Source organism: Streptomyces sp. bgisy159, from assembly GCF_965341775.1.
Taxonomy (GTDB): Bacteria; Actinomycetota; Actinomycetes; order Streptomycetales; family Streptomycetaceae; genus Streptomyces.
Map to the genome: position 1 here is coordinate 1 of NZ_CBDQZH010000005.1, position 22897 is coordinate 22897.

Annotated in this window: 20 protein-coding genes and 1 tRNA gene; 12 read left to right on the plus strand and 9 right to left on the minus strand. The window is 72.2% G+C overall.

What is annotated here, in order from left to right:
• The first annotated feature begins 580 nt into the window (after positions 1-580).
• Together ACSLTV_RS06995 and ACSLTV_RS07000 are read left to right on the plus strand one after the other, a co-directional pair.
• Positions 581-4024: an ALF repeat-containing protein gene (locus ACSLTV_RS06995; protein WP_435611824.1), complete on the plus strand. Its 3444-nt coding sequence runs from the start codon at positions 581-583 to the stop codon at positions 4022-4024.
• 144 nt (positions 4025-4168) lie between these two features.
• A complete protein-coding gene (locus ACSLTV_RS07000) occupies positions 4169-4546 on the plus strand; it encodes a hypothetical protein (RefSeq protein ID WP_432133248.1) in 378 nt (125 codons plus the stop codon).
• Positions 4547-4548: 2 nt separating this feature from the next.
• On the opposite strand, the gene ACSLTV_RS07005 is transcribed toward ACSLTV_RS07000, so the two are convergent.
• From ACSLTV_RS07005 to bcp, 4 genes are all read right to left on the minus strand, one after another.
• Positions 4549-4623: transfer RNA gene (locus tag ACSLTV_RS07005), tRNA-Leu, on the minus strand.
• 12 nt (positions 4624-4635) lie between these two features.
• On the minus strand, positions 4636-5484 hold the full coding sequence (locus tag ACSLTV_RS07010) for an HNH endonuclease (RefSeq protein WP_432133247.1): 849 nt from the start codon (positions 5482-5484) through the stop codon (positions 4636-4638).
• Positions 5481-5966, minus strand: coding sequence for an HNH endonuclease (locus ACSLTV_RS07015; protein ID WP_432158904.1), 486 nt, complete (start codon positions 5964-5966; stop codon positions 5481-5483). The genes ACSLTV_RS07010 and ACSLTV_RS07015 overlap by 4 nt, the downstream gene beginning before the upstream one ends.
• A gap of 236 nt (positions 5967-6202) precedes the next feature.
• Positions 6203-6670 (minus strand): thioredoxin-dependent thiol peroxidase, encoded by a 468-nt coding sequence (bcp, locus tag ACSLTV_RS07020; RefSeq protein ID WP_432133245.1) that lies wholly within the window; start codon positions 6668-6670, stop codon positions 6203-6205.
• A gap of 96 nt (positions 6671-6766) precedes the next feature.
• Between bcp and ACSLTV_RS07025 the strand changes: the two genes are divergently transcribed.
• A complete protein-coding gene (locus ACSLTV_RS07025) occupies positions 6767-7096 on the plus strand; it encodes a DUF3618 domain-containing protein (RefSeq protein ID WP_432133244.1) in 330 nt (109 codons plus the stop codon).
• Between the two features lie 100 nt (positions 7097-7196).
• Complete coding sequence (locus ACSLTV_RS07030) at positions 7197-7499, plus strand: GroES family chaperonin (RefSeq protein ID WP_432133371.1); 303 nt, start codon at positions 7197-7199, stop codon at positions 7497-7499.
• A gap of 246 nt (positions 7500-7745) precedes the next feature.
• Here the strand turns inward: ACSLTV_RS07030 and ACSLTV_RS07035 are convergent, their stop codons facing one another.
• Positions 7746-10175, minus strand: a complete 2430-nt coding sequence (locus tag ACSLTV_RS07035; RefSeq protein WP_432133243.1) for a transglycosylase domain-containing protein — start codon at positions 10173-10175, stop codon at positions 7746-7748.
• A 316-nt stretch (positions 10176-10491) separates the two neighbouring features.
• Between ACSLTV_RS07035 and ACSLTV_RS07040 the strand changes: the two genes are divergently transcribed.
• From ACSLTV_RS07040 to ACSLTV_RS07055, 4 genes are all read left to right on the plus strand, one after another.
• Complete coding sequence (locus tag ACSLTV_RS07040; protein WP_435611825.1) at positions 10492-11292, plus strand: ABC transporter permease; 801 nt, start codon at positions 10492-10494, stop codon at positions 11290-11292.
• 175 nt (positions 11293-11467) lie between these two features.
• A complete protein-coding gene (locus tag ACSLTV_RS07045; protein WP_432133241.1) occupies positions 11468-12232 on the plus strand; it encodes an ABC transporter permease in 765 nt (254 codons plus the stop codon).
• 14 nt (positions 12233-12246) lie between these two features.
• Entirely contained in the window at positions 12247-13272 is a 1026-nt protein-coding gene (locus ACSLTV_RS07050) for an ABC transporter ATP-binding protein (RefSeq protein ID WP_432133240.1), read from the plus strand.
• Positions 13273-13441: 169 nt separating this feature from the next.
• Positions 13442-14173 carry a DUF1707 SHOCT-like domain-containing protein gene (locus ACSLTV_RS07055; protein WP_432133239.1) on the plus strand — a complete coding sequence of 244 codons (732 nt, stop codon included), beginning with the start codon at positions 13442-13444 and terminating at the stop codon, positions 14171-14173.
• A 60-nt stretch (positions 14174-14233) separates the two neighbouring features.
• Here the strand turns inward: ACSLTV_RS07055 and ACSLTV_RS07060 are convergent, their stop codons facing one another.
• Positions 14234-15622, minus strand: coding sequence for an SGNH/GDSL hydrolase family protein (locus tag ACSLTV_RS07060; protein ID WP_432158901.1), 1389 nt, complete (start codon positions 15620-15622; stop codon positions 14234-14236).
• A gap of 448 nt (positions 15623-16070) precedes the next feature.
• Between ACSLTV_RS07060 and ACSLTV_RS07065 the strand changes: the two genes are divergently transcribed.
• Both ACSLTV_RS07065 and ACSLTV_RS07070 read left to right on the plus strand, forming a co-directional pair.
• The gene (locus tag ACSLTV_RS07065) at positions 16071-17333 is read left to right on the plus strand and encodes a DUF445 domain-containing protein (RefSeq protein WP_432158905.1); all 1263 of its coding nucleotides are present in this window, start codon (positions 16071-16073) and stop codon (positions 17331-17333) included.
• 100 nt (positions 17334-17433) lie between these two features.
• Positions 17434-18969, plus strand: coding sequence for an MFS transporter (locus ACSLTV_RS07070; RefSeq protein WP_432133237.1), 1536 nt, complete (start codon positions 17434-17436; stop codon positions 18967-18969).
• A gap of 250 nt (positions 18970-19219) precedes the next feature.
• Here the strand turns inward: ACSLTV_RS07070 and ACSLTV_RS07075 are convergent, their stop codons facing one another.
• Positions 19220-19789 carry a DUF2267 domain-containing protein gene (locus ACSLTV_RS07075; protein WP_432133236.1) on the minus strand — a complete coding sequence of 190 codons (570 nt, stop codon included), beginning with the start codon at positions 19787-19789 and terminating at the stop codon, positions 19220-19222.
• A gap of 142 nt (positions 19790-19931) precedes the next feature.
• Entirely contained in the window at positions 19932-20363 is a 432-nt protein-coding gene (locus ACSLTV_RS07080; RefSeq protein ID WP_432133235.1) for an Hsp20/alpha crystallin family protein, read from the minus strand.
• A gap of 180 nt (positions 20364-20543) precedes the next feature.
• Between ACSLTV_RS07080 and ACSLTV_RS07085 the strand changes: the two genes are divergently transcribed.
• On the plus strand, positions 20544-20849 hold the full coding sequence (locus tag ACSLTV_RS07085; RefSeq protein WP_432133234.1) for a hypothetical protein: 306 nt from the start codon (positions 20544-20546) through the stop codon (positions 20847-20849).
• Between the two features lie 29 nt (positions 20850-20878).
• A complete protein-coding gene (locus tag ACSLTV_RS07090) occupies positions 20879-21682 on the plus strand; it encodes an inositol monophosphatase family protein (RefSeq protein ID WP_435611826.1) in 804 nt (267 codons plus the stop codon).
• A gap of 127 nt (positions 21683-21809) precedes the next feature.
• Here the strand turns inward: ACSLTV_RS07090 and ACSLTV_RS07095 are convergent, their stop codons facing one another.
• Positions 21810-22814 (minus strand): hypothetical protein, encoded by a 1005-nt coding sequence (locus tag ACSLTV_RS07095; protein WP_435611827.1) that lies wholly within the window; start codon positions 22812-22814, stop codon positions 21810-21812.
• Between the last annotated feature and the right edge of the window lie 83 nt (positions 22815-22897).

A 22897-nucleotide genomic window follows, 5' to 3' on the forward strand; every position in this document is an offset into this window, starting at 1 on the left:
TCTTGACCGCGCTGCCGCCGTTGTTCTGCTGGGCGTTCTGCGCGCTCCCGGTCACCACGAGCCACGCCAGGGCGCCGGCCGCCGCGGCGGCCCCCAGGGTGCGGCCGATCAGGCGCTTTCGTCGTGCCACGTGGGTGGTACCTGCCTTCATCACAGTCCTAGTCGTCGATTCCGAGCCCAAAGGCCTGAAACGTTCTAAAAAGGGCGGGAAGGCTACGGCGCCGCAATGAGGAAATTAGGTGAAATTGACGCCGGGTACGCATGTCCCGAAATGCGCCTGGTCATGGAAATCCCCCTCATAACATGCGGCTCTTATCCGCAGCCTCTCGCATATAAGTGCGGGACTCCGACCCCTGTCCAACGGAAAAATGACTCGAAAAGCGGACGTAGGTAATCAGTCGAACGTGAACCACATCACACCCGGGAAAGGTTGCACGGGAACGTGTGTGGAAGTTGTGAAGAATACGTGAGACTTATGAAACTCAATTTCCCGGTGGGGCCGCACGCATTTCGACCCGTCAGATAGCGTCGCGGCTGTTTGCAGGAGCCTTTCCGACAACTGCCACCGGGGGACCACCTCTTGAACACCACGTACTGGAGCAGAAGGCGAATCCTGACCGTCGCCGGCGCGACCACCGCCGCCGCGGCCCTGCCCCTCACCACCGGCGCCCGCGCCCTCGCCGCCACCCTCGACGACGTACCGGCCATCCCCTCCCTGCCCGACACCGCACGCGGCAAGACGGTGTCCGCCTGGAAGGCCGGCGGCGCCGCGGTCAAACGAGCGGCCGCCGCCGCCCTCACCGGAACCCCCGCCGACGCCGAGCAGTTCGTCACCACCGCGCTGCCCGCCGCCGTCGCCGAGGACAACCGCGTCGCCCTCCTCAAAGCCCTCGCCGCCTCCGGCAAGGGCACCGCCGACGCCATCAGCACCGCCCTCGGCGCCGGCGACGACGCCATCGCCGCCTTCCTCGACGGCGGCTACACCACCGCCCAGCTCGAAGACCTCCGCGTCCTCACCCTCACCCTCAAGAACCAGGGCGAACGCGGCGTCCAGTCAGCCGCCGACACCGCCCTCGCCGACGGCACCCGCGACGCCCTGACGAACTTCGTCTCCGACACCCAGTTCACCGCCCGCTACGAGGACGAACAGGCACAGGTCTTCAAGATCCTCGCCAACGCCTCACCCGAGGTGGCCACCTACGCCCAACGCGCCCTCGACCAGGGCACGGCCGGCGCCATCCACTGGTTCCTCGAAATCGGACAGCACATCGCCCGCGCCCGCGACCAGGAGCGCGCCACCATCGACCAGCTCGTCGCCGTCGTCGAACGCGAGGGCAAGCGCGCCCAACTCACCACCGAACAGGCCAAGGCCGAGTCCGAGAAGGCCCAGACCGCCGCCGCCAAGGCCAAGCAGGCCGCGGAGGAAGCCGCCGCCGAGGCCCAGGCCGCACAGAACGACGTGGAGAAGTCCGGCCGCGCCGCCCGCAAGGCCGCAGGCGCCGCCAAGGGCGCCGCCCAGGCCGCCCGCACCGCCATCTCCGCCTCCCACGCCGCCCAGTCCGCCGCCCGCCGCGCCGCCTGGGCCGCCAACGCGGCCGCCGCCTCCGCCGCCAACGCCGCCCGCGCCGCCTCCGCCGCCTACCGGGCCGCCATCGCCGCCTCCAAGGACGCCACCAAGGCCCAGGCCGCCCGCGACGCCGCCGTGGGCGCCCGCAACGCCGCCGCCAAGGCCCGCACCGCGGCAGCCGCCGCGGACCACGCCGCCACCGCCGCCTCCCAGGCCTCCTCCGCCGGCAACGCCGCCGCCTCCGCCGCGCGCAACGCCGCCGTCGCCGCCAACTCCGCCGCCGCGGCCGCCACCTCCGCCGGCGCCGCCCAGGCCGAGGCCGCCGCCGCCCGCGCCGCCGCCGAGGAGGCCGACGCCCAGGCCGCCCGCGCCACCCGCGCCGCCTCCGCCGCCCAGTCCCTGGCCGCCACCGCCGCGAGCGCCGCACAAGCCGCCCGCAACGCCGCCAACTCCGCCGCCGACCACGCCGACAAGGCGGCCGACGCCGCCGACGAAGCCGCCAAGTACGCCGGCCAGGCCATCGACTACGCCAACCGCTCCACCCAGTACGCCGCCGAGGCCAAAGCCGCCGCCGACGCCGCCGTCCAGGCCGTCAACGACGCCAAGGAGGTCGAACGCCAGGCACGCGAGGCCGAACAGGACAAGATCGACCAACACACCGAGCAGGGCCTCGACGAGGCCCGCCGCCTCGCCGCCCTCCAGCAGCAGGACGTCGCCGCCGCCCGCGACCAACTCACCCAGCAACAGGCCCTCGACACCGCCACCCGCGACCTCATCGCCCAGGCCGAACAGGCACTCGCGGCCGGCGACCACGCCACCGCCCTCACCGCCGGCCGCCAGGCCTGCCTCAACCTGCTCACCTCCCACGGCACCTGGACCCGCGAGGCCGCCGAGTTCGCCCTCGCCGGCGACGACCAGTCCGTCCTCACCTGGATCGACACCGACCGCACCATCGCCCAGCACCAGGACGACCGGGAAACCGTCCTCTACATCGGCCAGATCTCCACCGCCAAGGTCGCCGAGGCAGCGCAACTCGCCCTCGAATCCACCGACACCGCCGCACCCGCCGCCTTCCTCACCGGCGGCATGATCGACGCGGCCAAGGACGACAACACCGTCGCCGTCTTCCGCATCCTCGACCAGAACCCCGGCCCGGCCGTCAAACAGGCCGCCGAACAAGCCCTCGCCGACGGCTCCGCCCAGGCCCTCCACGACTTCTTCGCCACCAAGTACGCCGCGGCGCAGAAGGAGGACGACCAGGTCGCCATCCTCTCCGTCCTGTCCACCGCCGCCCCCTACACCAAGATGGCCGCGAGCGTGGCACTGGAGGGCCCGGACTGGATGGTCCGCGACTTCCTCACCACCGTCCACCCGCGCATGCTCCAGCTCGACGCCGAGGCCGCAGCGCACATCGCCGCCATCCGTGCCTCCCTCGCCCACGCCGCGAAGGTCGCGCAGGACGCCGTCACCGACGCCGCCGAAGCGTCCAAGGCCGCCGCCGAAGCCCGCAAGGCCGCCGACGAGGCCCAGCAGTGGGCCGACGCCGCCAAGGCCTCCGCCACCCAGGCCGCCGCCTACGCACAGGAAGCCGACGCCAACGCCGACGCGGCCGAACAGTCCGCACAGGACGCCTCGGCCTCCGCCACCACCGCCAAGAACGCCGCACTCGCCGCCCGCGGCGCCGCCCGCCGCGCCAACTACTCCGCCAACCGCGCCACCGCCTCCGCCAGCGCGGCCGTCCTCTCCGCCAACCAGGCCCAGGCCTCCGCGAACGCCGCCCACGCCTCCGCCGTCCAGGCCGGCAAGAGCGCACAGGAGGCCGCCCAGGCCGCCTCCGAGGCCCGGCAGATCGCCCTCGACAAGTACCGGGCCGAACAGGAGGCCAAGGCCCGCGAGGCGGCCGAGAAGGCCCGGCAGAACGAACAGAACGGCGTCGACCCCTCCGACACCGCCGACAACGACAAGGCGGACCACCCCAAGACGTTCCTCGGCGGCGACAAGGAGGACTGGCAGGAGATCGCCAACGTCCTGTCCGCCGTCTCCACCGTCAGCGGCGGCATCGCCGCCGCCTCCCTCCTCATCCCGCCGCCCCTGGGCGAGGCGATCGCGGGCGTCGCCGGCGTCGTCTCCCTCACCACCGGCGCCGCCGCCGCCATCATCACCGGCTTCACCGACGGCTGGACCTCCAACGCGTTCCTCAGCTCCGCCGCCGGCGTCCTCATCGGCGTCTTCACCGGCGGTGTCCCCTTCGCCAAGTTCGGCAGCAAGCTCGGCGGGCTGTCCGGCCTCATCGACTGGGGTGCCGACGGCCTGCGCTCCGGAGCGGTCATCGCCGCGCGCCTGGAACAGGAACTGATATCCCCGGCCATCGGCGCCTTCACCACCAAGTGGGACCAGGCCGTGGACACCGTCGGCGACGCCGTCAGTGACACGTGGGACGCGCTGACTCCGTGGTAATGACCGACTGATACGATCCGGGACGGAATACGGACGAACGGACGAATGCGGACGCGAAATGACACGCGGTGAAATGCCGCATTACGCATCCGCATCCGCATCCGCATTCCGTCCCGGAGAGGACCGCTGCCGATGTTTCTGTCCTTGCCCAGCTACGCCTGGTTCCTGATAGCCGCCGCCGTCACCCCGCTCCACATCGCGGTGATGCGATGGGCCATGCCGACACCGAGCGGCAAGAAAAGCGTTTCCTTCATCCCCGTGGTCCTCGGCGCGACCTTGCTCCTGTTCGCCGTGGTGAAAAGCTATTCCGTCGCCACGACGCTCTACTTCTACAGCGCCACCCTGCTCATCTTCGTCGTGATGGTCGCCCCGGTACGCAACCGCGTGGCCGCCGACATCCTGAAGCAGGAACAGAACCCTGACATCAAGGTGAAACTGAACACGTTGTCCCTGGTGTGGGTCACCTTCTCGATGCTGCTGAGCATCGGAGTGGTGGTGGGCGTGTGGGCGGCGAACACATGAGGTGGGCCCGGTGGGACTCGAACCCACGACACACCGGACCTAAACCGGCGCCCTCTGGCCAGCTGGGGTACGGGCCCAACGCCGTTACTCTACTGGGCGCGCGAGGTTCGCGTGCGACGTGGTCGGGAGTGGGTCCTCGTCTGACTGTGACAGGACGGGCAGAGGTAGCGCAGGTTCTCCAGCCGGTTGTCCAGGTCGTCCCCGTTGATGTGGTCGATCTCCAGCACCAGAAGTCGGCCCTGCCATGTGCCACCGAGACCGCACGCGGCACAGCTGTGAGGGACGCCGAGGTCGTCGAGGGCGCGCCTCAGCAGAACGGTCTTCGTCCTGGGTGATCCAGGCGGCTGCCGACGAAGGATCTCCTCGGCGGGCTTGCGGTGCGGTGAGACGAGGCCCCTGCGGTGCGCCTGGCCGGTGAAGTGGTGCGTGGAGATTCGGTGCTTGTCCAGACTGAGCCTGACCCGCGTCCGGCTGGTGGTGTTGTCCGTCAGGCCCAGTGCGTTCAGGACCCCCGCCATGCTGCTGGAGCCGGCGACGGCCGCCGCTAGGGGCGCGGCCGGGAGGAGCCGCGGGCCGTATCCCCGGCCCGAAGTGAAGTGCGAGGTGTCGATCTCCCACCGCTCCAGCTTCTTCCGGATGTGACCGTACAGACTGTCGCTGACCGGGACGCCCAAGTGGTCCAGCACCTCCCGGATACTGGTGGACCGTGCTGCCGCGTCCGCCAGCACCTCACGGGAATAGGTCTGCCGCTCGCGAGGCGGCAGGGGCTCAGGGACGAAGTGCGAGACGTCGATCCCGTAGTGCTGGAGCCGGGACCGCACATAGCGCAGTGTCTGGCTGGTCAGGGGCGCGTCGATGTGGCGCAGCAGGTCGACGAGGCTGGTGGAGACGGCTGCCGAGGTGGCAAGCGTCTCACGGGGAAACCGGGCCCGGTTCATCCGAGCCTCCGCCTGCGGCCACGGTAGGTGTCGGTCACCGCGTGGCAGTTGGGACACAGCAGGCGCAGGTTCTCCGGCCGGTTGTCCCACCAGTTGCCGTCGACGTGGTCCACTTCCAGGGTCAACGGCTTGCCGTTCCACTCGCGACCGGTTCCGCACATCGCGCATCGGTCCCGCACGCCGATCCGCAGCAGTTCGCGTCGCAAGCGCTCTCCGGTGACCCGTCCGTCGTCGGGACTGCCCAGCGAGAGAAGTCCGCCGCGCGCTTCCTTGCGGGGGCGTGGTCCCCGGCCGGCCGTGAAGTGCGAGGTGTCGATACCGAGCGCCGCGATCCGACGAGCGATGTGGCTCTGGTTGCCCCCGACCTGACTGATGCCCAGGTGCCGGACGACATCCCGGAAGCTGGTCGACGCCGCGACTGCGGCGCGCAGGCGCTCTTCCGAATGGCGCACCTGGTTGGTCTCCAGATGCCTGATGTCCACGCCGGCCTCCGCCATCTTCCGGCGCAGGTACCTGCGCGTCCCGGGCGTGGGACGGCCTCCGCACCACCGGATGGCGTCGTCGATGTGCCGTGTCTCGCGGGCTGCCTCTGTCAGCAGCTCACGGGTGTAGCGCGCGCCCATGCCCCCTCCGACCGGATCGAACGTTCCCCTCTCGCACGGATCAACGAGCGGGCGGGGAACCGGTCACGCCCGGTCCGGTCGGTGGGGCGGAGGCGTCAGATGCCCAGGTCCTTGATGATCTTGGCGACGTGGCCGGTGGCGCGGACGTTGTAGAGGGCGTGCTCGACCTTGCCGTCCTCGTCGACGATCACCGTGGAGCGGATCACGCCGACGTAGGTCTTGCCGTAGTTCTTCTTCTCGCCCCAGGCGCCGTACGCCTCCAGGGCCTTCTTGTCCTGGTCGGCCAGGAGGGTGACCTTGAGGTTCTCCTTCTCGCGGAACTTCGCGAGCTTCTCCGGCTTGTCGGGGGAGATGCCGATCACGTCGTACCCCGCGCCGGCCAGCAGCTCCAGGTTGTCGGTGAAGTCGCAGGCCTGCTTGGTGCAGCCCGGGGTGAGGGCGGCCGGGTAGAAGTACACGATGACCTTGCGGCCCCGGTGGTCGGCGAGGGACACCTCGGTGCCGTCGGCGTCGGGCAGGGTGAAGTCGGGGGCCACGTCCCCGGGCTGCAGTCGTTCGCTCATGGCTCCGAGCGTAACCGGGGGTCCTGACAGTGCGGGCGGGCCGAGAGCTGACAGACTGTCCGCAGCAGTATTCCAGTCGACTTCGGAGGCCCCACGGTGGCGGACACGTCGGACACCAGAACCCCGGCGCAGATCGAGGCGGACATCAGGCGCCGCCGCGAAGTGCTGGCCGAGACGCTCGACGAGATCGGGGTGCGGGTGCATCCGAAGACCATCGTCGGCGATGCCAAGGCCAAGGTCGCGGCCAACGTCGACCACACCCTCGGCCGGGCGTACGTCCAGGTCAACCGGGTCGTGAGCGACGTCCGGGCGCAGTTCACGGACGAGGAGGGCGCGCCCCGGATGGAGCGCGTCCTGCCCGTCGCCCTGCTCGCGGTCGGCGTCGTGGGTCTGCTCGTGATGAGCGGCCGGCGGCGCAAGGACTGACCCGGTCGCGTGCGGCCGGGGCGAAGGCAGGTAGGTTCGAGTCGTGAGCGCCAACAGAGACGAGCAGAGCACTCCCCATCACGACAAGCTGCCCATTCGGATGCTGCACGACCGAGTCCTCGTGCGGCAGGACACGTCCGAGGGCGAGCGGCGTTCCGGCGGCGGCATCCTGATCCCCGCCACGGCGGCCGTCGGCCGTCGGCTGGCGTGGGCCGAGGTCGTCGCGGTGGGGCAGAACGTACGGACGGTGGAGACGGGTGACCGGGTCCTGTTCGATCCGGAGGACCGAGCCGAGGTCGAGGTGCGTGGCGTCGCCTACGTGCTGATGCGGGAGCGCGACCTGCACGCGGTCGCGGCCGACCGTTTCGAGGGCTCCGAGGACTCGACCGGCCTGTACCTCTAGATCCACGTACGTCCGCCGGTCGGGGTACGGCCGCGCAGGGCCAGAGACAGGGCCAGGGCCAGGGTCAGGGCCAGGGGCCGGCGGCGAAGGGCTGGTGACCGTCGTCACCAGCCCTTCGTGCTGCCCGCGCCGCCTTCTCGCGGGTCGCCGTCGTCGGCCGCAGGCGACCGGCGGCCACTGACCCCGGGCCGACCGGGCCGGCCGGTCTCGCGGCGGGGCGGGCCAGCCGGTCTCGCGGCGGCCGGGTCAGCCGATCTCGCGGCGGGTGGTCAGCTGGGTGCCCGGGCCGGTGGAACCCGTGCCGCCGCCGCCCGAGCCGCTGCCGCCGGTGGTGGTGCCGGTCGTCGTGCCGCCGGTGATCAGGCCGCCCGTCGAGCCGGTGTCCGTCGAGCCGCCCGTGGTGGTGTCCCCGGTGCTGCCGCCCGTCGTGGTGTCGCCGGTGGCGCCGCCCGTGGTGGTGCCGCCCGTCGTGCCTCCGGTGTCGCCGCCGGTGGTGGTGCCGGTCGTCGGGTCGCCGGTGGTGGCGCCGGGGTCCGTGCCGTCCCCGGTGGTGCCCTGCGAGGTCCCGCCCTCGCCGGAGTCCTGGCCGCCGGTGGACGGGTCGCCGCCGTCCTCGTCGCCGTCGGTGGTGCCGCTGTTCGACGGCTTGCCGCTGGGCACCTCGGTGACGACGTCGGCGCCTTCCTGCAGCTCCAGGTCGAAGTCGCTGACCGGGGTGTTCTTCAGGGCCTCCCGGGTGAACTGCGCCCAGATGTCCGTCGGTGCCCCGCCGCCGTTCATCCGGGGCAGGCCCAGCGCGCCGTACAGCTTCTTGTGCTCGGCGGTCACCGGGTCCTGGCCCATGACCGAGACCACCGTCGCCAGCTCGGGCGTGTACCCGGCGAACCAGGCCGCCTTGTCCTCCTCCGCCGTGCCGGTCTTGCCCGCGGCGGGCCGGCCGGCCTCCTGGGCGGCGGTCGCCGTGCCCTTCTCCACGACGCTCTGCAGGACCGCGGTGGTGGTGTCGGCGGCCTCCCGGCTGACGGCCTGGGTGGTCTTCCGCTCCGGCAGGGGCACCGAGACGCCGTCCTTGGTGACCTTGTCGACCAGCGTGTACGTGCCGTGCTTGCCGTGGTTGGCGAGGGTCGCGTACGCCTCCGCCATGTCCAGCACGCTGGCGTTGGCCACGCCCAGCGCGATCGACGGGTAGGGGTGCAGTTCGGGGGTGTCGGCGGGCAGGCCGAGGCCGATCGCGGTCTGCTTGACCTTCGCCGGGCCGACGTCCACCGCCATCTGCGCGTACACCGAGTTGACGGACTTGTCGGTGGCGGTGCGCACGGTGATGTCGCCGTAGGAGCGGTCGTCCTCGTTCGCCGGGTCGTAGCCGCCGCTCCAGCCCTGCACCGGGCGCTTGTTGGTGCCGTCGTACACCGTGTTGGGGGTGATCGGGCGGCCGTCCTGCGTCTCGGAGCCGTTCTGGACGGCCGAGGTGAACACGAACGGCTTGAAGGTGGAGCCGACCTGGAAGTCCCGGCGGGTGGCGTTGTTCGTGTACTGCTTGAGGTAGTCGATGCCGCCGTACATGGCGACGACGTGCCCGGTCTTCGGGTCGACGGCGGCGCCGCCCGCGCGGACGTAGGTGTCGACCTTGCGGTTCTTCTTGTCCAGCTTGGACATGAGCTGGTCGTTCACCGCGTCGACGAAGGCGTCCTGCTTGTTCTTCTGCAGGGTGGTGGTGATGCGGTAGCCGCCGGCGGCGAGCGACTCCTCGTCGACGATGTCGTGCTTGATCAGGTAGTCGCGGATGGCCCGCACGATGTAGCCGCGCTGCCCGGACATGCCGGTGTCGGCGGCGCTCTCCTCGCGGGGCGTGGGGAACTTGGCCGCGTCGCGCTCCGCGGGGCTCAGCCAGTTCTCCTTGACCATGCCGTCGAGGACGTAGTTCCAGCGCGCCTCGGCCGCCTTGCGGTTCTCCGGGTTGGCGACCACGTCGTACTCGCTGGGCGCGTTCAGCAGCGCGGCCAGGTAGGCGCCCTGCGCGGCGGTGAGTTCGGCGGCGTCGACGCCGTAGTAGGCCTGGGCGGCGGCCTGGATGCCGTAGGCGTTGCGGCCGAAGTAGCTGGTGTTGAGGTAGCCCTCCAGGATCTTGTCCTTGGACTGCTCCCGGTCCAGCTTGATCGAGATGAAGAACTCCTTCACCTTGCGGGTGACGGTCTGCTCCTGCGCCAGGTAGTAGTTCTTCACGTACTGCTGGGTGATCGTCGAGCCGGACTGCTTGCCCTTGCCGGTCGCGGTGTTCCAGCCGGCCCGCAGCATGGCCTTGAGGTCGACGGCGGACTCGGTGTAGAAGTCGCGGTCCTCGGCGGCCAGCACGGCGTACCGGGCGGCCTTGGAGACCTGGGCGAGGCCGACGTTCTCCCGGTTGACCTGCCCGTCGCGGGCGATCTCGGTGCCGTCGGCGTACAGGTACAGGTTGGACTGCTTGGTGGCGAGGGCGTTGGCCGGCGGGATCTTGACCATGGAGTAGCCGAGGAAGAACAGGCCGGCCAGCAGCGCCACGCCCACGACGAAGGTGGCGAGCACCATCCGCCAGGTGGGGATCAGCCGGCGCCAGCCGGTTCGCCTGGGCCGCTTGGCCTTCTTCGCCCCGCCTCCGGCGTCGTCGGCGGGCTGCTGCGGCTGCGGCTCGTCACTCATGTGCTGCACGGACTCCTGTTTCGCGTCGTACGTTCCCGTACGCCTCGTACGCCTTGTTGCGTCCCCCTCGTTGAAGACTCTCGCACCGGGCGATCCGTTCCCGGCAATCGGCGCGCGTTGCTGCGCGCGTTGCTGCGCTTCACTTCGCCCGGTGCGCCCGCACACCGGTGAAAACGCGTGGCACCGGGGCGCCGGGTCGCACTAGGGTCCTTCGCTTCGGTGTCTTTTCGGCGGTTCGGGCGGGTGACCCGGGCCGGTGGCTCGGAGTGTCCTGGGCCGGCTCCTCGCGGGCCGGCGGTCGAGGAGGGCGGTTGCCGTGGGATCGGCGCGGTTGTACGCGGCCGTCGTCTCGGGGGGATTCAGACGGTACGCGACGTATCGGGCGGCCACTGCCGCCGGTGTGTTCACCAACACGGTCTTCGGCCTGATCCTGGTGTACACGTATATGGCGCTGTGGGACGTCAAGCCCCACCTCGGAGGGTACGACCAGGCGCAGGCGGTGACGTTCGTCTGGCTGGGGCAGGCGCTGTTCGCGACGCTGGCGATCCAGGGGGGCGGCTTCGAGGTCGAGCTGATCGAGCGGATCCGCGACGGCGGGGTGGCGATCGACCTGTACCGGCCGGTCGACCTGCAACTGTGGTGGCTGGCGAACGACCTGGGGCGGGCGGTGTTCCAGTTGCTGGGGCGCGGCGTCGTGCCGTTCGTCTTCGGCTGGTTCTTCTTCCCCACGGCGCTGCCTGGCGATCCGGCGGTCTGGTCGGCCTTCGCGGTCGCGGTGGCGCTGGCGATGGTGGTGAGCTTCGCGATCCGCTATCTGGTGGCGCTCAGCGCGTTCTGGCTGCTGGACGGCACGGGCGCGCTGCAGGTGCTGATGGTCACCGGGGTCTTCTGCTCGGGCATGACGCTGCCGCTGAACGCCTTCCCCGGCCCGCTCGGTGACGTGGTGCGGGCCCTGCCGTGGGCGGCGCAGTTGCAGATGCCCGCCGACCTGCTGATGGGGGAGGCCGACCCGCTGCCGGTCTTCGCCTTCCAGGCGGTGTGGGCGCTGGTGCTGCTGGGGACGGGCCGGCTGCTGCAGTCGGCGGCGACGCGGCGGGTGGTGGTGCAGGGTGGCTGAGCGGACGGGGGATCCGGGGGGCGGCCCGGCTGTGGCCGGGGGCCGGGCCGGGAGACCGGCGGGGGATCGGGTTGGAAACGCGGCGGGAGAGGCGGCGGGAGAAGCGACGTGGGACCGGGCGGGGGAGAACAACCGTCTGGCGGAGGGGCTGCGGGCCTACGGGTTGATCTCCGGGATGTGGATCCGCTCCACCCTGGCCTACCGGGTGTCCTTCGTGATGACCGTGCTGGGCGGGCTGCTGGTGACGGGGCTGGACTTCGTCGCGATCGTGCTGATGTTCGCCCAGGTCGACACGTTGGGCGGCTGGACGCTGCCCGAGGTGGCCTTCCTGTACGGGCTGTCGGCGACCTCCTTCGGCCTGGCGGACCTCGCGATGGGCTCGGCGGGCCGGCTGGGCGGCCGGGTGCGCGACGGCACCCTCGACACGCTGCTGGTGCGGCCCGCGCCGGTACTCGCCCAGGTGGCCGCCGACCGCTTCGCCCTGCGCCGGGTGGCGCGGCTCGTCCAGGGGGCGCTGGTGCTCACGTACGCGCTCCTCGCGCTGGACGTGGGCTGGACGCCGGTCAAGGTGCTGCTGGTGCCGGTGATGCTGGTGTCCGGCGGCGCGATCTTCTGCGCGGTGCTGGTGGCGGGGGCGGCCTTCCAGTTCGTCACCCAGGACGCGGCGGAGGTGCAGAGCGCCTTCACCTATGGCGGTCAGACGCTGCTGCAGTATCCGCCGACGGTGTTCGGCAGGGAACTGGTGCGCGGGGTCACCTTCCTGTTCCCGCTGGCGTTCGTGAACTGGGTGCCCGCCGCGTACGTGCTGGACCGGCCGTACCCGCTGGGCCTGCCGGCGGGCGCCGCGTTCGCGCCGCCGCTGGTGGCCGGGGTGTGCTGCGCGCTGGCGGGACTGGCGTGGCGGGCGGGGCTGAGGTCGTATCGGAGCACGGGGAGTTAGGCGGGCGGTTGGGCATGGCCATGCGGCAGGACGGCGTCGGAGCCGACGCGTTCATCGAGGTGGACCGCCTCGAGAAGGTCTTCGACGTGCGCAGGCGGACGGGCCTGCTGAGGCGGGAGCGCCGGACGGTCCGGGCGGTCGACGCGATCTCCTTCACGGTGGCGCGCGGCGAGATGGTCGGCTACATCGGCCCGAACGGCGCCGGGAAGTCCACCACGATCAAGATGCTGACCGGCATCCTCACCCCGAGCGGCGGCCGGCTGCGCGTCGCCGGCCTCGACCCGTCCCGCGAGCGGTCGCGGCTCGCGCGGCGCATCGGCGTGGTGTTCGGGCAGCGCACGACCCTGTGGTGGGACCTGCCACTGATCGACTCCTACCGCCTGATGCACCGCATGTACCGCATCCCCGACGCCCGCTACCGGGAGAACCTGGACCGGCTGGTGGACCTGCTCGACCTGGCCGGCCTGCTGGACGTCCCGGTGCGCCAGCTCTCCCTGGGCCAGCGGATGCGCGGCGACATCGCGGCGGCCCTGCTGCACGACCCGGAGGTGCTGTACCTCGACGAGCCGACGATCGGGCTGGACGTGATCTCCAAGGCGAGGGTGCGGGAGTTCCTGCGCGAGCTGAACGCCGAGCGGGGCACCACGGTGCTGCTGACCACCCACGACCTCCAGGACATCGAGCAGCTGTGCTCGCGGGTGGTGGTCATCGACCACGGCCGGATCATGTACGACGGTTCGCCGGCCGGCCTGCACGAGGCGGGTGAGAGCGAGCGGATCCTGGTGGTCGACCTGGAGCGGGAACTGCCGCCCGTCCAGGCCGAACCCGCGCGGGTGGTGAAGGTCGAGGGCCCGCGGCAGTGGCTGGCGTTCCCGGCGGACCGGTCGGCGGCGCCGCTGGTGGCCCGGATCGCCGCGGAGTACCCGCTGGTGGACCTGTCGGTGCGGGAGCCGGACATCGAGGCGGTGATCGCCAGGATGTACGCCGGGGAGGGGCGGGAGGGGCGGGAGGGTCGAGAGGCGCCGAAGCCGGTTCGGTAGCGCCGGCGCGCTCCGGGCGGCGGGTGGCGGAACGGCGGATGGCGGGCGGTGGGTGGTGGGCGGTGGGCTCCTGGGGCGGTCGGGCCCATGACTTCCATGGCCTCCATGGCCTCCATGGCTTCCAAAGCTTCCATGGCCTCCATGCCCGGTCAGCTCGTAGGCTGCTTGCATGACCGACGAGTTGCCGGAGCTGCGCGCTTCCGACGCCGACCGTGAGCGTGTCGCCGAGATCCTGCGGGACGCCCTCGCCGAGGGGCGTCTCGACATGGCGGAGTTCGAGGAACGGCTGGAGGCCGCCTACCGGTCCCGCACCTACGGTGAGCTGGCCCCGCTCACCCGGGACCTGCCGGTCGCCGGGACTCCCGCACCGAAGATCGACATGGTCAAGCGGCCGGAGGACCGGGGCGGGTGGGCCGAGCGGATCGTCGGCGGCGAGGGCTCGTCGCACTGGGCCGTCGCCGTGATGTCAGGGTTCCAGCGCCGCGGCCGGTGGACCGCGCCCCGGCGGCTCAACTGCTTCACCCTGTTCGGCGGCGGCGAGGTCGACCTGCGCGACGCGTACTTCGCCGACCGCGAGGTGCAGGTCAACTGCGTCTCGGTCATGGGCGGGGTGAACGTGATCGTGCCGCCCGGCGTCGAGGTCGTGGTGCGGGGCTTCGGCATCATGGGCGGCTTCGACCACAAGGAGGACGGCGTCCCGGGCGAGCCGGGGGCGCCCCGGGTGGTCGTCACCGGGTTCGCGCTGTGGGGTGGCGTCGGCGTCGAGCGCAAGGTCACCCGCGAGGAGCGGCGGCGGATGCGCGAGGAGCGCCGCCTGGAGCGCGAGGAACGGCGCCGGGAGCGGGCGGAGCGGCGGCTGGAGCGCGGGAACGGCCGGCGCGGCAAGCAGCTGCCGGAGTAGCGCGGGCGGCCCGGGGCGGCGCGGGCCGGGTGGGCAGGCCGCTCAGGCAGGTCAGGCAGCTCAGGCCGCGAGGCGGGCCGGGGCCGGTGCCCTCAGCTCCCGCAGGTCCAGCAGCCCGGCCATCGCCCGGTAGCCCTCGTCACCGGGGTGCAGATGGTCCCCGGAGTCGTACTCCGGCAGCAGCCGCCGGGGGTCGGACGGATCGCGCAGCGCCTCGTCGAAGTCGACGACCGCGTCGTACACCCCGCCGCCCCGGATCTCCTCGTTGATGTGCTGCCGTACGGCCTCCCGCTGCGCGGTGTGGCCCCGGTGCCCCAGGAACGGCGTGAGGGTGCTCCCGATGACCTTGACGCCGTGCGCGTGGGCGCGGTCGACGAGCGTGCGCAGCCCGGCGAGGATCGCCTCCGGTGCGGCGGGCCCGCGCAGGATGTCGTTGATGCCGAGGTCGACCACCACGACCCGGACGTTCGGCCGGGACAGGACGTCCCGGTCGAAGCGGTGCAGCGCGCTGGGGTTCTTCAGGGGGGCCGTCTGGACGTCGGTGAGGACCCGGTTGCCTCCGACGCCCGCGTTGACGACGCCGTAGCGCGGCACGTCGGCCCCTTCCCGCGCGGCCTCGCGCAGCCGGTCGGCGAGGACGTCGGGCCAGCGGTGGTCGGCGTCGCGGGTGGCGGTGACCCCGTCGGTGATCGAGTCGCCGAAGGCGACGAGCGTGCCCTGCGCCTGCCGGCCGTACACGTCGAGCGCGGTCAGCCAGCGCCAGCGGTCGCCGTCCGCGGCGTACGCAGCCCCCGAGAGGTCGGCGGTCCGCTCGCCCTCGGCCACGTAGCCGGTCTGCCGGGCGAGGGGGTGGTGGGTCACCGGCCCGGCCCCGCCCGGCGCGTACACGCTGACCAGCACGTCGGAGTCGTACGGCACGGTCAGCGCCACCGCGTCGCTGACCACCTCCCCGCCGGCCGGCACCACGACCTCCGGGGACCCGCCGAAGGTGACCCGGCGCATGGTGCCGAGGGCGGCGGCAGCGCCGCGCCCGCCGGCCGGCCGCTCCCCGCCGGTCCGCTCCTCGCCGGTCCGCCGGTCGGCGGCGAGCGCGATGGTCGCGTGGGTGACGGTGAGGTCGGCGGTGCCGAAGAGGTTGGAGAGGGTGATCCGGGCGAGCACGCCGCCGACGCTGGTGTGCACGACGTTGCGCACGGTCCGGCCCGCCATGCCGTCGGTCTCGGTACCGGGTTCGCCGCTCACCGGGGAGGCCGACCAAGTGCCGGTCCAGACCCCGGCCGCGGCGGGTGCGGCGGGTGCGGCGGCGCCGCCGTTCTTGCCCGGGGCGGTCCCGTCCGAGGCCGCCGGCCTCCCGCCGGCGGGCAGCCCGGCGTACCACCAGGCGGCGGAGGCGGCCACGATCAGGGCGACGATCGCGGACAGGAGGGCACCACCACGTCGTTCGGCCATGAACTCATAGTGCGGCACGGGTGGGGAACACACCCGCAGAACCGGCGTGCCCGGTCCCTCTTCCGACCGAAGGCGGGAACTCCTGTCCGGTGTGGGGAGTAGGTCAGGAAGGACAATGGATCCGGCGCGCGGGTGGGCGGCGAACGGGCGGAGCGAGCGAATGGAACGCAGGGAAGCGACGGGCACGAGCCCCGAAGCGGGGACCGGTAGCGCGGCGACCGCGGGGCCGGGACCGAGCGCGAACTCGGGAGCGACGGCGGGTACCGGCTCGGCGGGTGCGGGTGCGGGTGCGGGTGCGGGCTCGGCGGGTGCGGGCTCGACCCGTACGGGAACGGCCGCCGGCACCGGCGCGGCGACCGCCGGCGGCCCGGCGGCCGGCACCGGCCCCGAGGCCGGTACGGAACCGGTGGCGGCGCCGGGCCGGTCCGGCACGCCGACCCACCGCACCATGACCGCCTTCACCCCCGCCGACGAGGAACGCCGGCGCGGTGTGCGGCGCATGAAGGTCACCGCGACCGGAATGCTGCTGTTCGTCGCCGTGGTGTACATCCTCGCCACGTGGGCCTCGCACGCCGGCGCCGGCGCCTGGGCCGGCTACGTGGCGGCGGCCGCCGAGGCGGGCATGGTGGGCGCGCTCGCCGACTGGTTCGCGGTCACCGCCCTCTTCCGACACCCCCTCGGCCTGCCCATCCCGCACACCGCGATCATCCCCACCAAGAAGGACGCGCTCGGTGTGTCGCTGGGCGAGTTCGTCGGCGAGAACTTCCTCTCCCGGGACGTCGTACGGCAGCGGCTGCGGGCCGTCGGCATCGGCAGCCGGCTGGGCGCGTGGCTCGCGGAGCCGGAACACGCCGACCGGGTCACCGCGGAACTGGCCACGGCCCTGCGCGGCGCGCTGACCGTACTGCGCGACTCCGATGTCAAGGCGGTCGTCGGCGAGGCGATCACGCGCCGCGCCGAGGCCCAGGAGATCGCGCCCGGCCTCGGCAAACTCCTGGAGCGCGTGGTCGCCGACGGCGGCCACAAGCGGGCCGTCGACCTGGTGATGACCCGGGCGCACGACTGGCTGGTGCTGCACAGCGACTCCGTCATGGACGCGGTCAAGGGGGGCGCGCCCGGCTGGACCCCGCGCTTCGTGGACCGGCGCGTGGGCGACCGCGTCTACAAGGAACTGCTGCGCTTCTGCGCCGAGATGCGCGACATGCCCTCCCATCCGGCCCGCGGCGCCCTCGACCGCTTCCTCACGGACTTCGCCGCCGACCTCCAGGGCGACACGGAGACGCGGGCGCGCGTCGAGCGCCTCAAGGGCGAGGTGCTGGGCCGGGGCGAGGTCCAGGACCTGATCACGTCCGCCTGGACCGCCGTCCGCGCGATGATCGTCGCCGCGGCCGAGGACGAGCGCAGCGAGCTCCGCCTGCGCGTGCGCGCCTCCCTGCTCTCGCTGGGCGCCCGCATGGCCCGCGAGCCCCACGTCCAGGAGAAGGTCGACAGCTGGGTCGAGGGAGCGGCGGTCCACGTCGTCACCACCTACCGCAAGGAGATCACCTCCCTGATCACCGACACCGTCGCCGGCTGGGACGCCGAGCACACCACCCGCAAGATCGAGGCGCACATCGGCCGCGACCTGCAGTTCATCCGCATCAACGGCACGGTGGTGGGCTCCCTGGCGGGCCTGGTGATCTACACGGTGTCGCGGGCGCTCGGCGGGTAGGGCACCCGGGCCCGGACTCTCCCGGGGCACGTCCCGGGCGTCACCGGCGGTTGCCGGGGAACCCGGCGCGGCGCATCGACGCCGAGCACAGGGAGGGAGCATGGCTCGCGACACCACCGTCGCCGAGACCGGCCGTACCGTCACCACCGACATCCCCGCCAGACTGGACCGCCTGCCCTGGTCCCCCTGGCACTGGACGATCGTCGTCGGGCTGGGCACCGTCTGGATCCTGGACGGCCTGGAGGTCACGGTCGTCGGCAACATCGCGAGCCGGCTCTCCGAGCCCGGCAGCGGACTGCCGATCACCTCCGGCCAGGTCACCGGCGTGGCCGCCGCGCTGTACGTGGCCGGCGCCTGCTCCGGCGCCCTGTTCTGGGGCAGGCTCACCGACCGGTTCGGCCGGAAGAACCTCTTCATGATCACGCTGGCGGTCTACCTGGCCGCCACCGCGCTGACCGCGGTCTCCTTCGACACGTGGTGGTTCCTGCTGTTCCGGTTCCTCACGGGCTTCGGCATCGGCGGCGAGTACGCGGCCATCAACTCCGCCATCGACGAGCTGATCCCGGCCCCCTACCGCGGCCGGGTCGACCTGGTCATCAACGGCAGCTTCTGGCTCGGCGCGGTCGGCGGGTCCCTGCTGTCGATCGTCGCGCTGGACACCTCGATCTTCGCCGCGAACGTCGGCTGGCGGCTGACGTTCGCGCTCGGCGCCGTCCTCGCCCTCGTCATCCTGCTGGTCCGCCGCCACGTCCCGGAGAGCCCGCGCTGGCTGCTGATCCACGGCCGCGACGAGGAGGCGGAGGAGATCGTCACCTCGATCGAACGAGAGGTGCGACAGCAGCACGGCGACACCCCACTGGAGCAACCCCGAGGCGAGATCACCATCCACCAGCGCCGCAGCGTCTCCTTCCTGGAGATCGGCCGGACCGTCTTCTCCCGCTACCGCCGCCGCGCGATCCTCGGCTTCGCCCTCTTCATCGGGCAGGCCTTCCTGTACAACGCGATCACCTTCGGCTTCGGCGCGATCCTGACCACGTTCTACGACGTCCCCGCCGCGCACACCGGCTACTACTTCGCCGTCATCGCCGTCGGCAACTTCTGCGGCCCGCTGCTGCTGGGCAAGCTGTTCGACACGGTCGGCCGCCGCGTGATGATCTCCTCCACCTACCTGCTGTCCGGCCTGCTCCTGTTCGGCACGGCCTGGCTGTTCGGCCTGGGCGTGCTGAGCGCGACCACCCTGACCGCCTGCTGGTGCGCGGTGCTGTTCTTCGCCTCGGCGGGCGCGAGCAGCGCCTACCTGACCGTGTCGGAGGTCTTCCCGATGGAGACCCGCGCGATGTCCATCGCCTTCTTCTACGCGCTCGGCACCGCGGCCGGCGGCATCAGCGGCCCGCTGCTCTTCGCGGACCTGACCGGCACGGGCCGGACCGGCGACACCGTCATCGCCTTCTGTATCGGCGCGTTCCTGATGTGCGCGGCCGGACTGGTGGCCGTCTTCCTCGCGGTACGGGCCGAGCGGCGCTCCCTGGAGGACATCGCCCAGCCGCTGACGGCGGTGAGCGGGTCGGCGGGGAAGAGCGCCGACGCGCCGGGCGGCGGCCGGGGAGGGCCCGGCTCGCGGCCCGCGACCGCCTGAGGCACGACGCCCGGGGCCGGGCCGTGCCGGGGCCGGGGCCGGGGCTGAGGCCGGGGCCGGGGCTGAGGCCGGGGCCGGGGCTGAGGCCGGGGCCGGGGCTGAGGCCGGGGTGGCGGCCGGGGGACACCCCGCCCCTCCCCGGCCCTGCCTCCCGGCCCCGCCCCGGCCGCACTCCGCGCACGCTTCCGCTCAGCGGTGGGGACGAGTCCCCGGGGCCGGAACCCTTCCGAGGCGGCGCCGCCGGGGCGCGTCACCCCTCGCCGGTCAGCCTGCCTGCCGGCTTGCCGGTCAACCTGCGTGTGGGCTTGCCGGCGAGTTCCGCCCTGCCGAACAGCAGCGCGTAGCCGGGCGGCAGTTCGGCGATCAACCGGTCGACGAGACCGTCCCCGACGAACTCCGGCAGCACACCGAGCACGGAGCTCACGTCCCAGCGGGCGGTGGCCGGTGTGGCCCCCTCCACGCGGGCGGCGACCCCGTCCACGAACCGGGCCGCCGTCTGCGGCCGGGTCACCGGAACCTGCGCGGCGACGACCGCGCCCCCCTCCGGGGGCAGCGCACGGGCCAGCGCGACCCGCTCGTCGCCGATCACATGACCGCCGAGGGCGGACAGCACGATACGGACGATCCGTTCCGCCTCCGCCGCGGTGGTGTACTGGCCGGCCTCCCGGACGCGCCCCACGAGCCGGGACCACCCGGCGCTCGCGGCCGCGCCCCCGGGCTGACCACGGCGGCCTCCGGCCGGGGCGGGGATCACCGCCCGGGCGGACGGGCCGGCGGGCTCCAGGACGGACGTCGTGAACGTCGTCGATGGCGCGGTCATCTACTGCGACTCCTCCTTTGCTCATGAAGCGCCGGCCCGGCGGGCACCGGACCGGCGCGACGGCAGACATCGGTTGGCCGGGCCGCCCGGTCGGCGGGCTGCCCGGTCGCTGGCCGCCCGGTCGGCGGGGCGGCCGGATCGATCAGCCGCTACTCAGCTGCCTGCGGTCGTCCGCGTCGCCGCCGGTGATCTGGATACGGCGGGGCTTGGCCTGTTCGGCCACCGGAATGCGCAGCGTGAGCACGCCCGCCTGGTACGAGGCGTCGATACGTTCCGTGTCGAGGGTGTCGCCGAGGAAGAGCTGCCGGGTGAAGGAACCCGTGGGCCGCTCGGAGACGATCATCTCCGCGCCCTCAGGGGCGGGGGTGCGGCGCTCGGCGCGGACGTTGAGGACGTTGCGTTCGACGTCCAGCTCGATCGTCTCGGGGTCGATGCCCGGAAGGTCGAAGTGGACGAGGAAGTCGTCCCCGGACCGGTAGGCGTCCATCGGCATGGCGGCCGGCCGCGCGGTGGAACCGAGTACCTGCTGCGCGAGGCGGTCGAACTCGCGGAACGGGTCGGTACGCATGAGCATCACAGTCCACTCCTCTCGTCGCTGTCACGAGTGCGATGCCCTACGACTTCTTATATAGCGCGGAGGAGGAAACTTGACAAGAAGAGACTCAGGTCCGCGCGGAGGTCCGGTGCGGGATAGCCTCGCGATCGGCGGCCCTGACCGCCGGCAGGCAAGGCATGAGGGATGAAGGAGACGGACATGGCGGCGAAGATCCCCAGCTCACTGATCGCCGCGGGCGGCCTGGTCGGCGGCTACGGCGTGGCCCGCTGGACCGGGAAGCGCCGGCTCGGCGGCGCCGTCCTGGCGGTGGCGGGCGCGGCGGCGGCCCAGCAGTGGCACCACCGGGCGGGCGGCAAGGCCGCCGGCGCCCTGACCGCCGCCTACGCGGCCGCGTTCGCCGGTTCCCACCCGCTGGCCAAGAAGGTGGGCGCCTGGCCCTCGGTCTTCGGCGTGGCGGGCGCGGTGGCCCTGGCGTCCTGGGCAGTGGCCGACCGCCGCGGCTGACCGCCCCGGCTGACCGGACACCGAGAACCGTGCATCCGAACCGGACCCGGGACGTGGACCTGGACCACGCGCTGGCCGTCGCCGAGGACCTCGCGGCACGGGCGGCGCGAGCGATCCGCACCCCGCACGAGGGCGGGGTCCGCGAGAAGGCGGGCCCCGCGGACATCGTCACCCGCACCGACGAGACGATCGAGGCGTACGTCCGCGAGGTCCTGCACCGGGAGTTCCCCGACCACGGCATCGAGGGCGAGGAGTACGCCGACCGGCCCCCGGCCGACCCGACCGCCCCTCACTGGGTGGTCGACCCCGTCGACGGCACCACGAACTACGCCCACGGCATCGGCTGGTGCTCCTTCTCCCTGGGCCTGGCCGCCCCCGACGGCACGCCCCTGCTCGGCTTGGTGGCGGACCCCTGGCGAGGCGAGACCTTCACCGCGCTGAAGGACCGGGGCGCCCACCTGAACGGCACCCCGATCCGCGCAGCCACCCACACCACCCTCACCGGCCACCTCTTCCTGACCGAATGGGCGGCCCACGCCCACTGGCCCGGCCTGGACCCCCTCCTCACCGCCCTGGCCGCCCGCCACTGCACCACCCGCGTCATGGGTTCCACGGCCCTCTCCCTCACCCAGGTGGCAGCGGGCAGAGCCACGGCAGCCGCCATCGGCGCCTTCCACGCGGTGGACGGCCTCCCGGCCTACCTGATCGCCAAGGAGGCGGGAGCCGTGGCACTCCCCGACCCCCCGGCCCTCGACGAGCCGTTGCTGTTGGCTGCGCCGGGGGTGGCGACGGAGATGACGGAGCTGTGGGCCAGGCACACCTTCCTCACCTGACTCCGCCAGCCGCAACGGCTACAGCGTCCCTACGGCGGTAACGGCCCGATCAATACCACCGGACGGTCCCCCCCCCGCTGCGACGGTGCCGAGGTGGAGCCGGGGGCGGCGTAACAGACAGGCCAGGTTACGGTCTGCGCATTTCCGCAGCGGTCAGTATCAGGGCTTCAGCGCTGGCTGGGGCACCGGACCTGAGGAGTTCCAGCGCGGTGCGCAGGACTTCACGGTCGGGCTTGTCTCGTCCATAGATGTGGAGAAGGTCCCTTACCAGATCCCTCTGGCCGTGCTGAGTCAGCAGGACGACCAGCAAGGCCGTTTCCGCCGGGCTGTAGGCGTCCGTCGTATGCCGTAGGAGCGCCAGCACCTCATCCGCTTGCCGGCCACCGTCGCACAGAGCTTCCGCTCGCCCGGCGACGTGCCGGGCGGCAGCCGTATCGAGTTCAGTCCGCTGCCGGTCCCCCGCCTGACGGGGTACCGGCAGCGGAGCGGCGGCCGGAGTGCCAGATGAGGGGGCTGGAGGAGCTGGTGAGCCGGCTTCGAGGAGGCTGACCCGTTTCTGTAGCGAGGCGGCTTTCCGGCGCAGCACCGCGTACTTCCGCTGGAGAGACCGCAACCTGGCGGCCTTCAGGGAGGCTTGCTGGCGCAGCTTGTCATGCTGGGCGCGCAGCTCCGTGCACGCGCTGCTGAGCTGCGCGTTCTCATCAAGAGCCGCGTTGAGTTGTCTGGACGTCGACTCCAGGTCCGTGCTCAGGCGCGTGGCGGTGATCCCGTTCTGATCCGCCGCCTCCTTGTGCAACTGGCACAAGTCGGCCAGGGTGATGCCGATCTCGATGCCCTGCTTTGAGGCGTCGGTGCTCGCCGCTTCGAAGAGGACCTCTACCGACCGCCTCACAGGCAGGACCTTTCCGCTGAGCGCCCTCGAAAGTGCGCTTTCGCTCATCGCGAGCCGGTTGGCGACCTCACCCTGGGTTGGGTTGGGGGTAGGCGCGTCGGCGCCATCCGGCGTGATGAGGACCAGAGCGCAGAGGCTCTGGAGGGCGGCAGCGAGTTCACGCCTTGCCGGTGAAAGGTCACTTTCGAAGGGCTTCTTCGCCCACGCGTATGGAGGGCGACTTGTTCTGCTGTACGGCACGCTCCTGAGACCTCCCCGTTCTCCGGCAAGTAGGCCTGCCAGCACCGCCGTTGCCGGGATTCATGCTCATTCTGCCGCAGTGG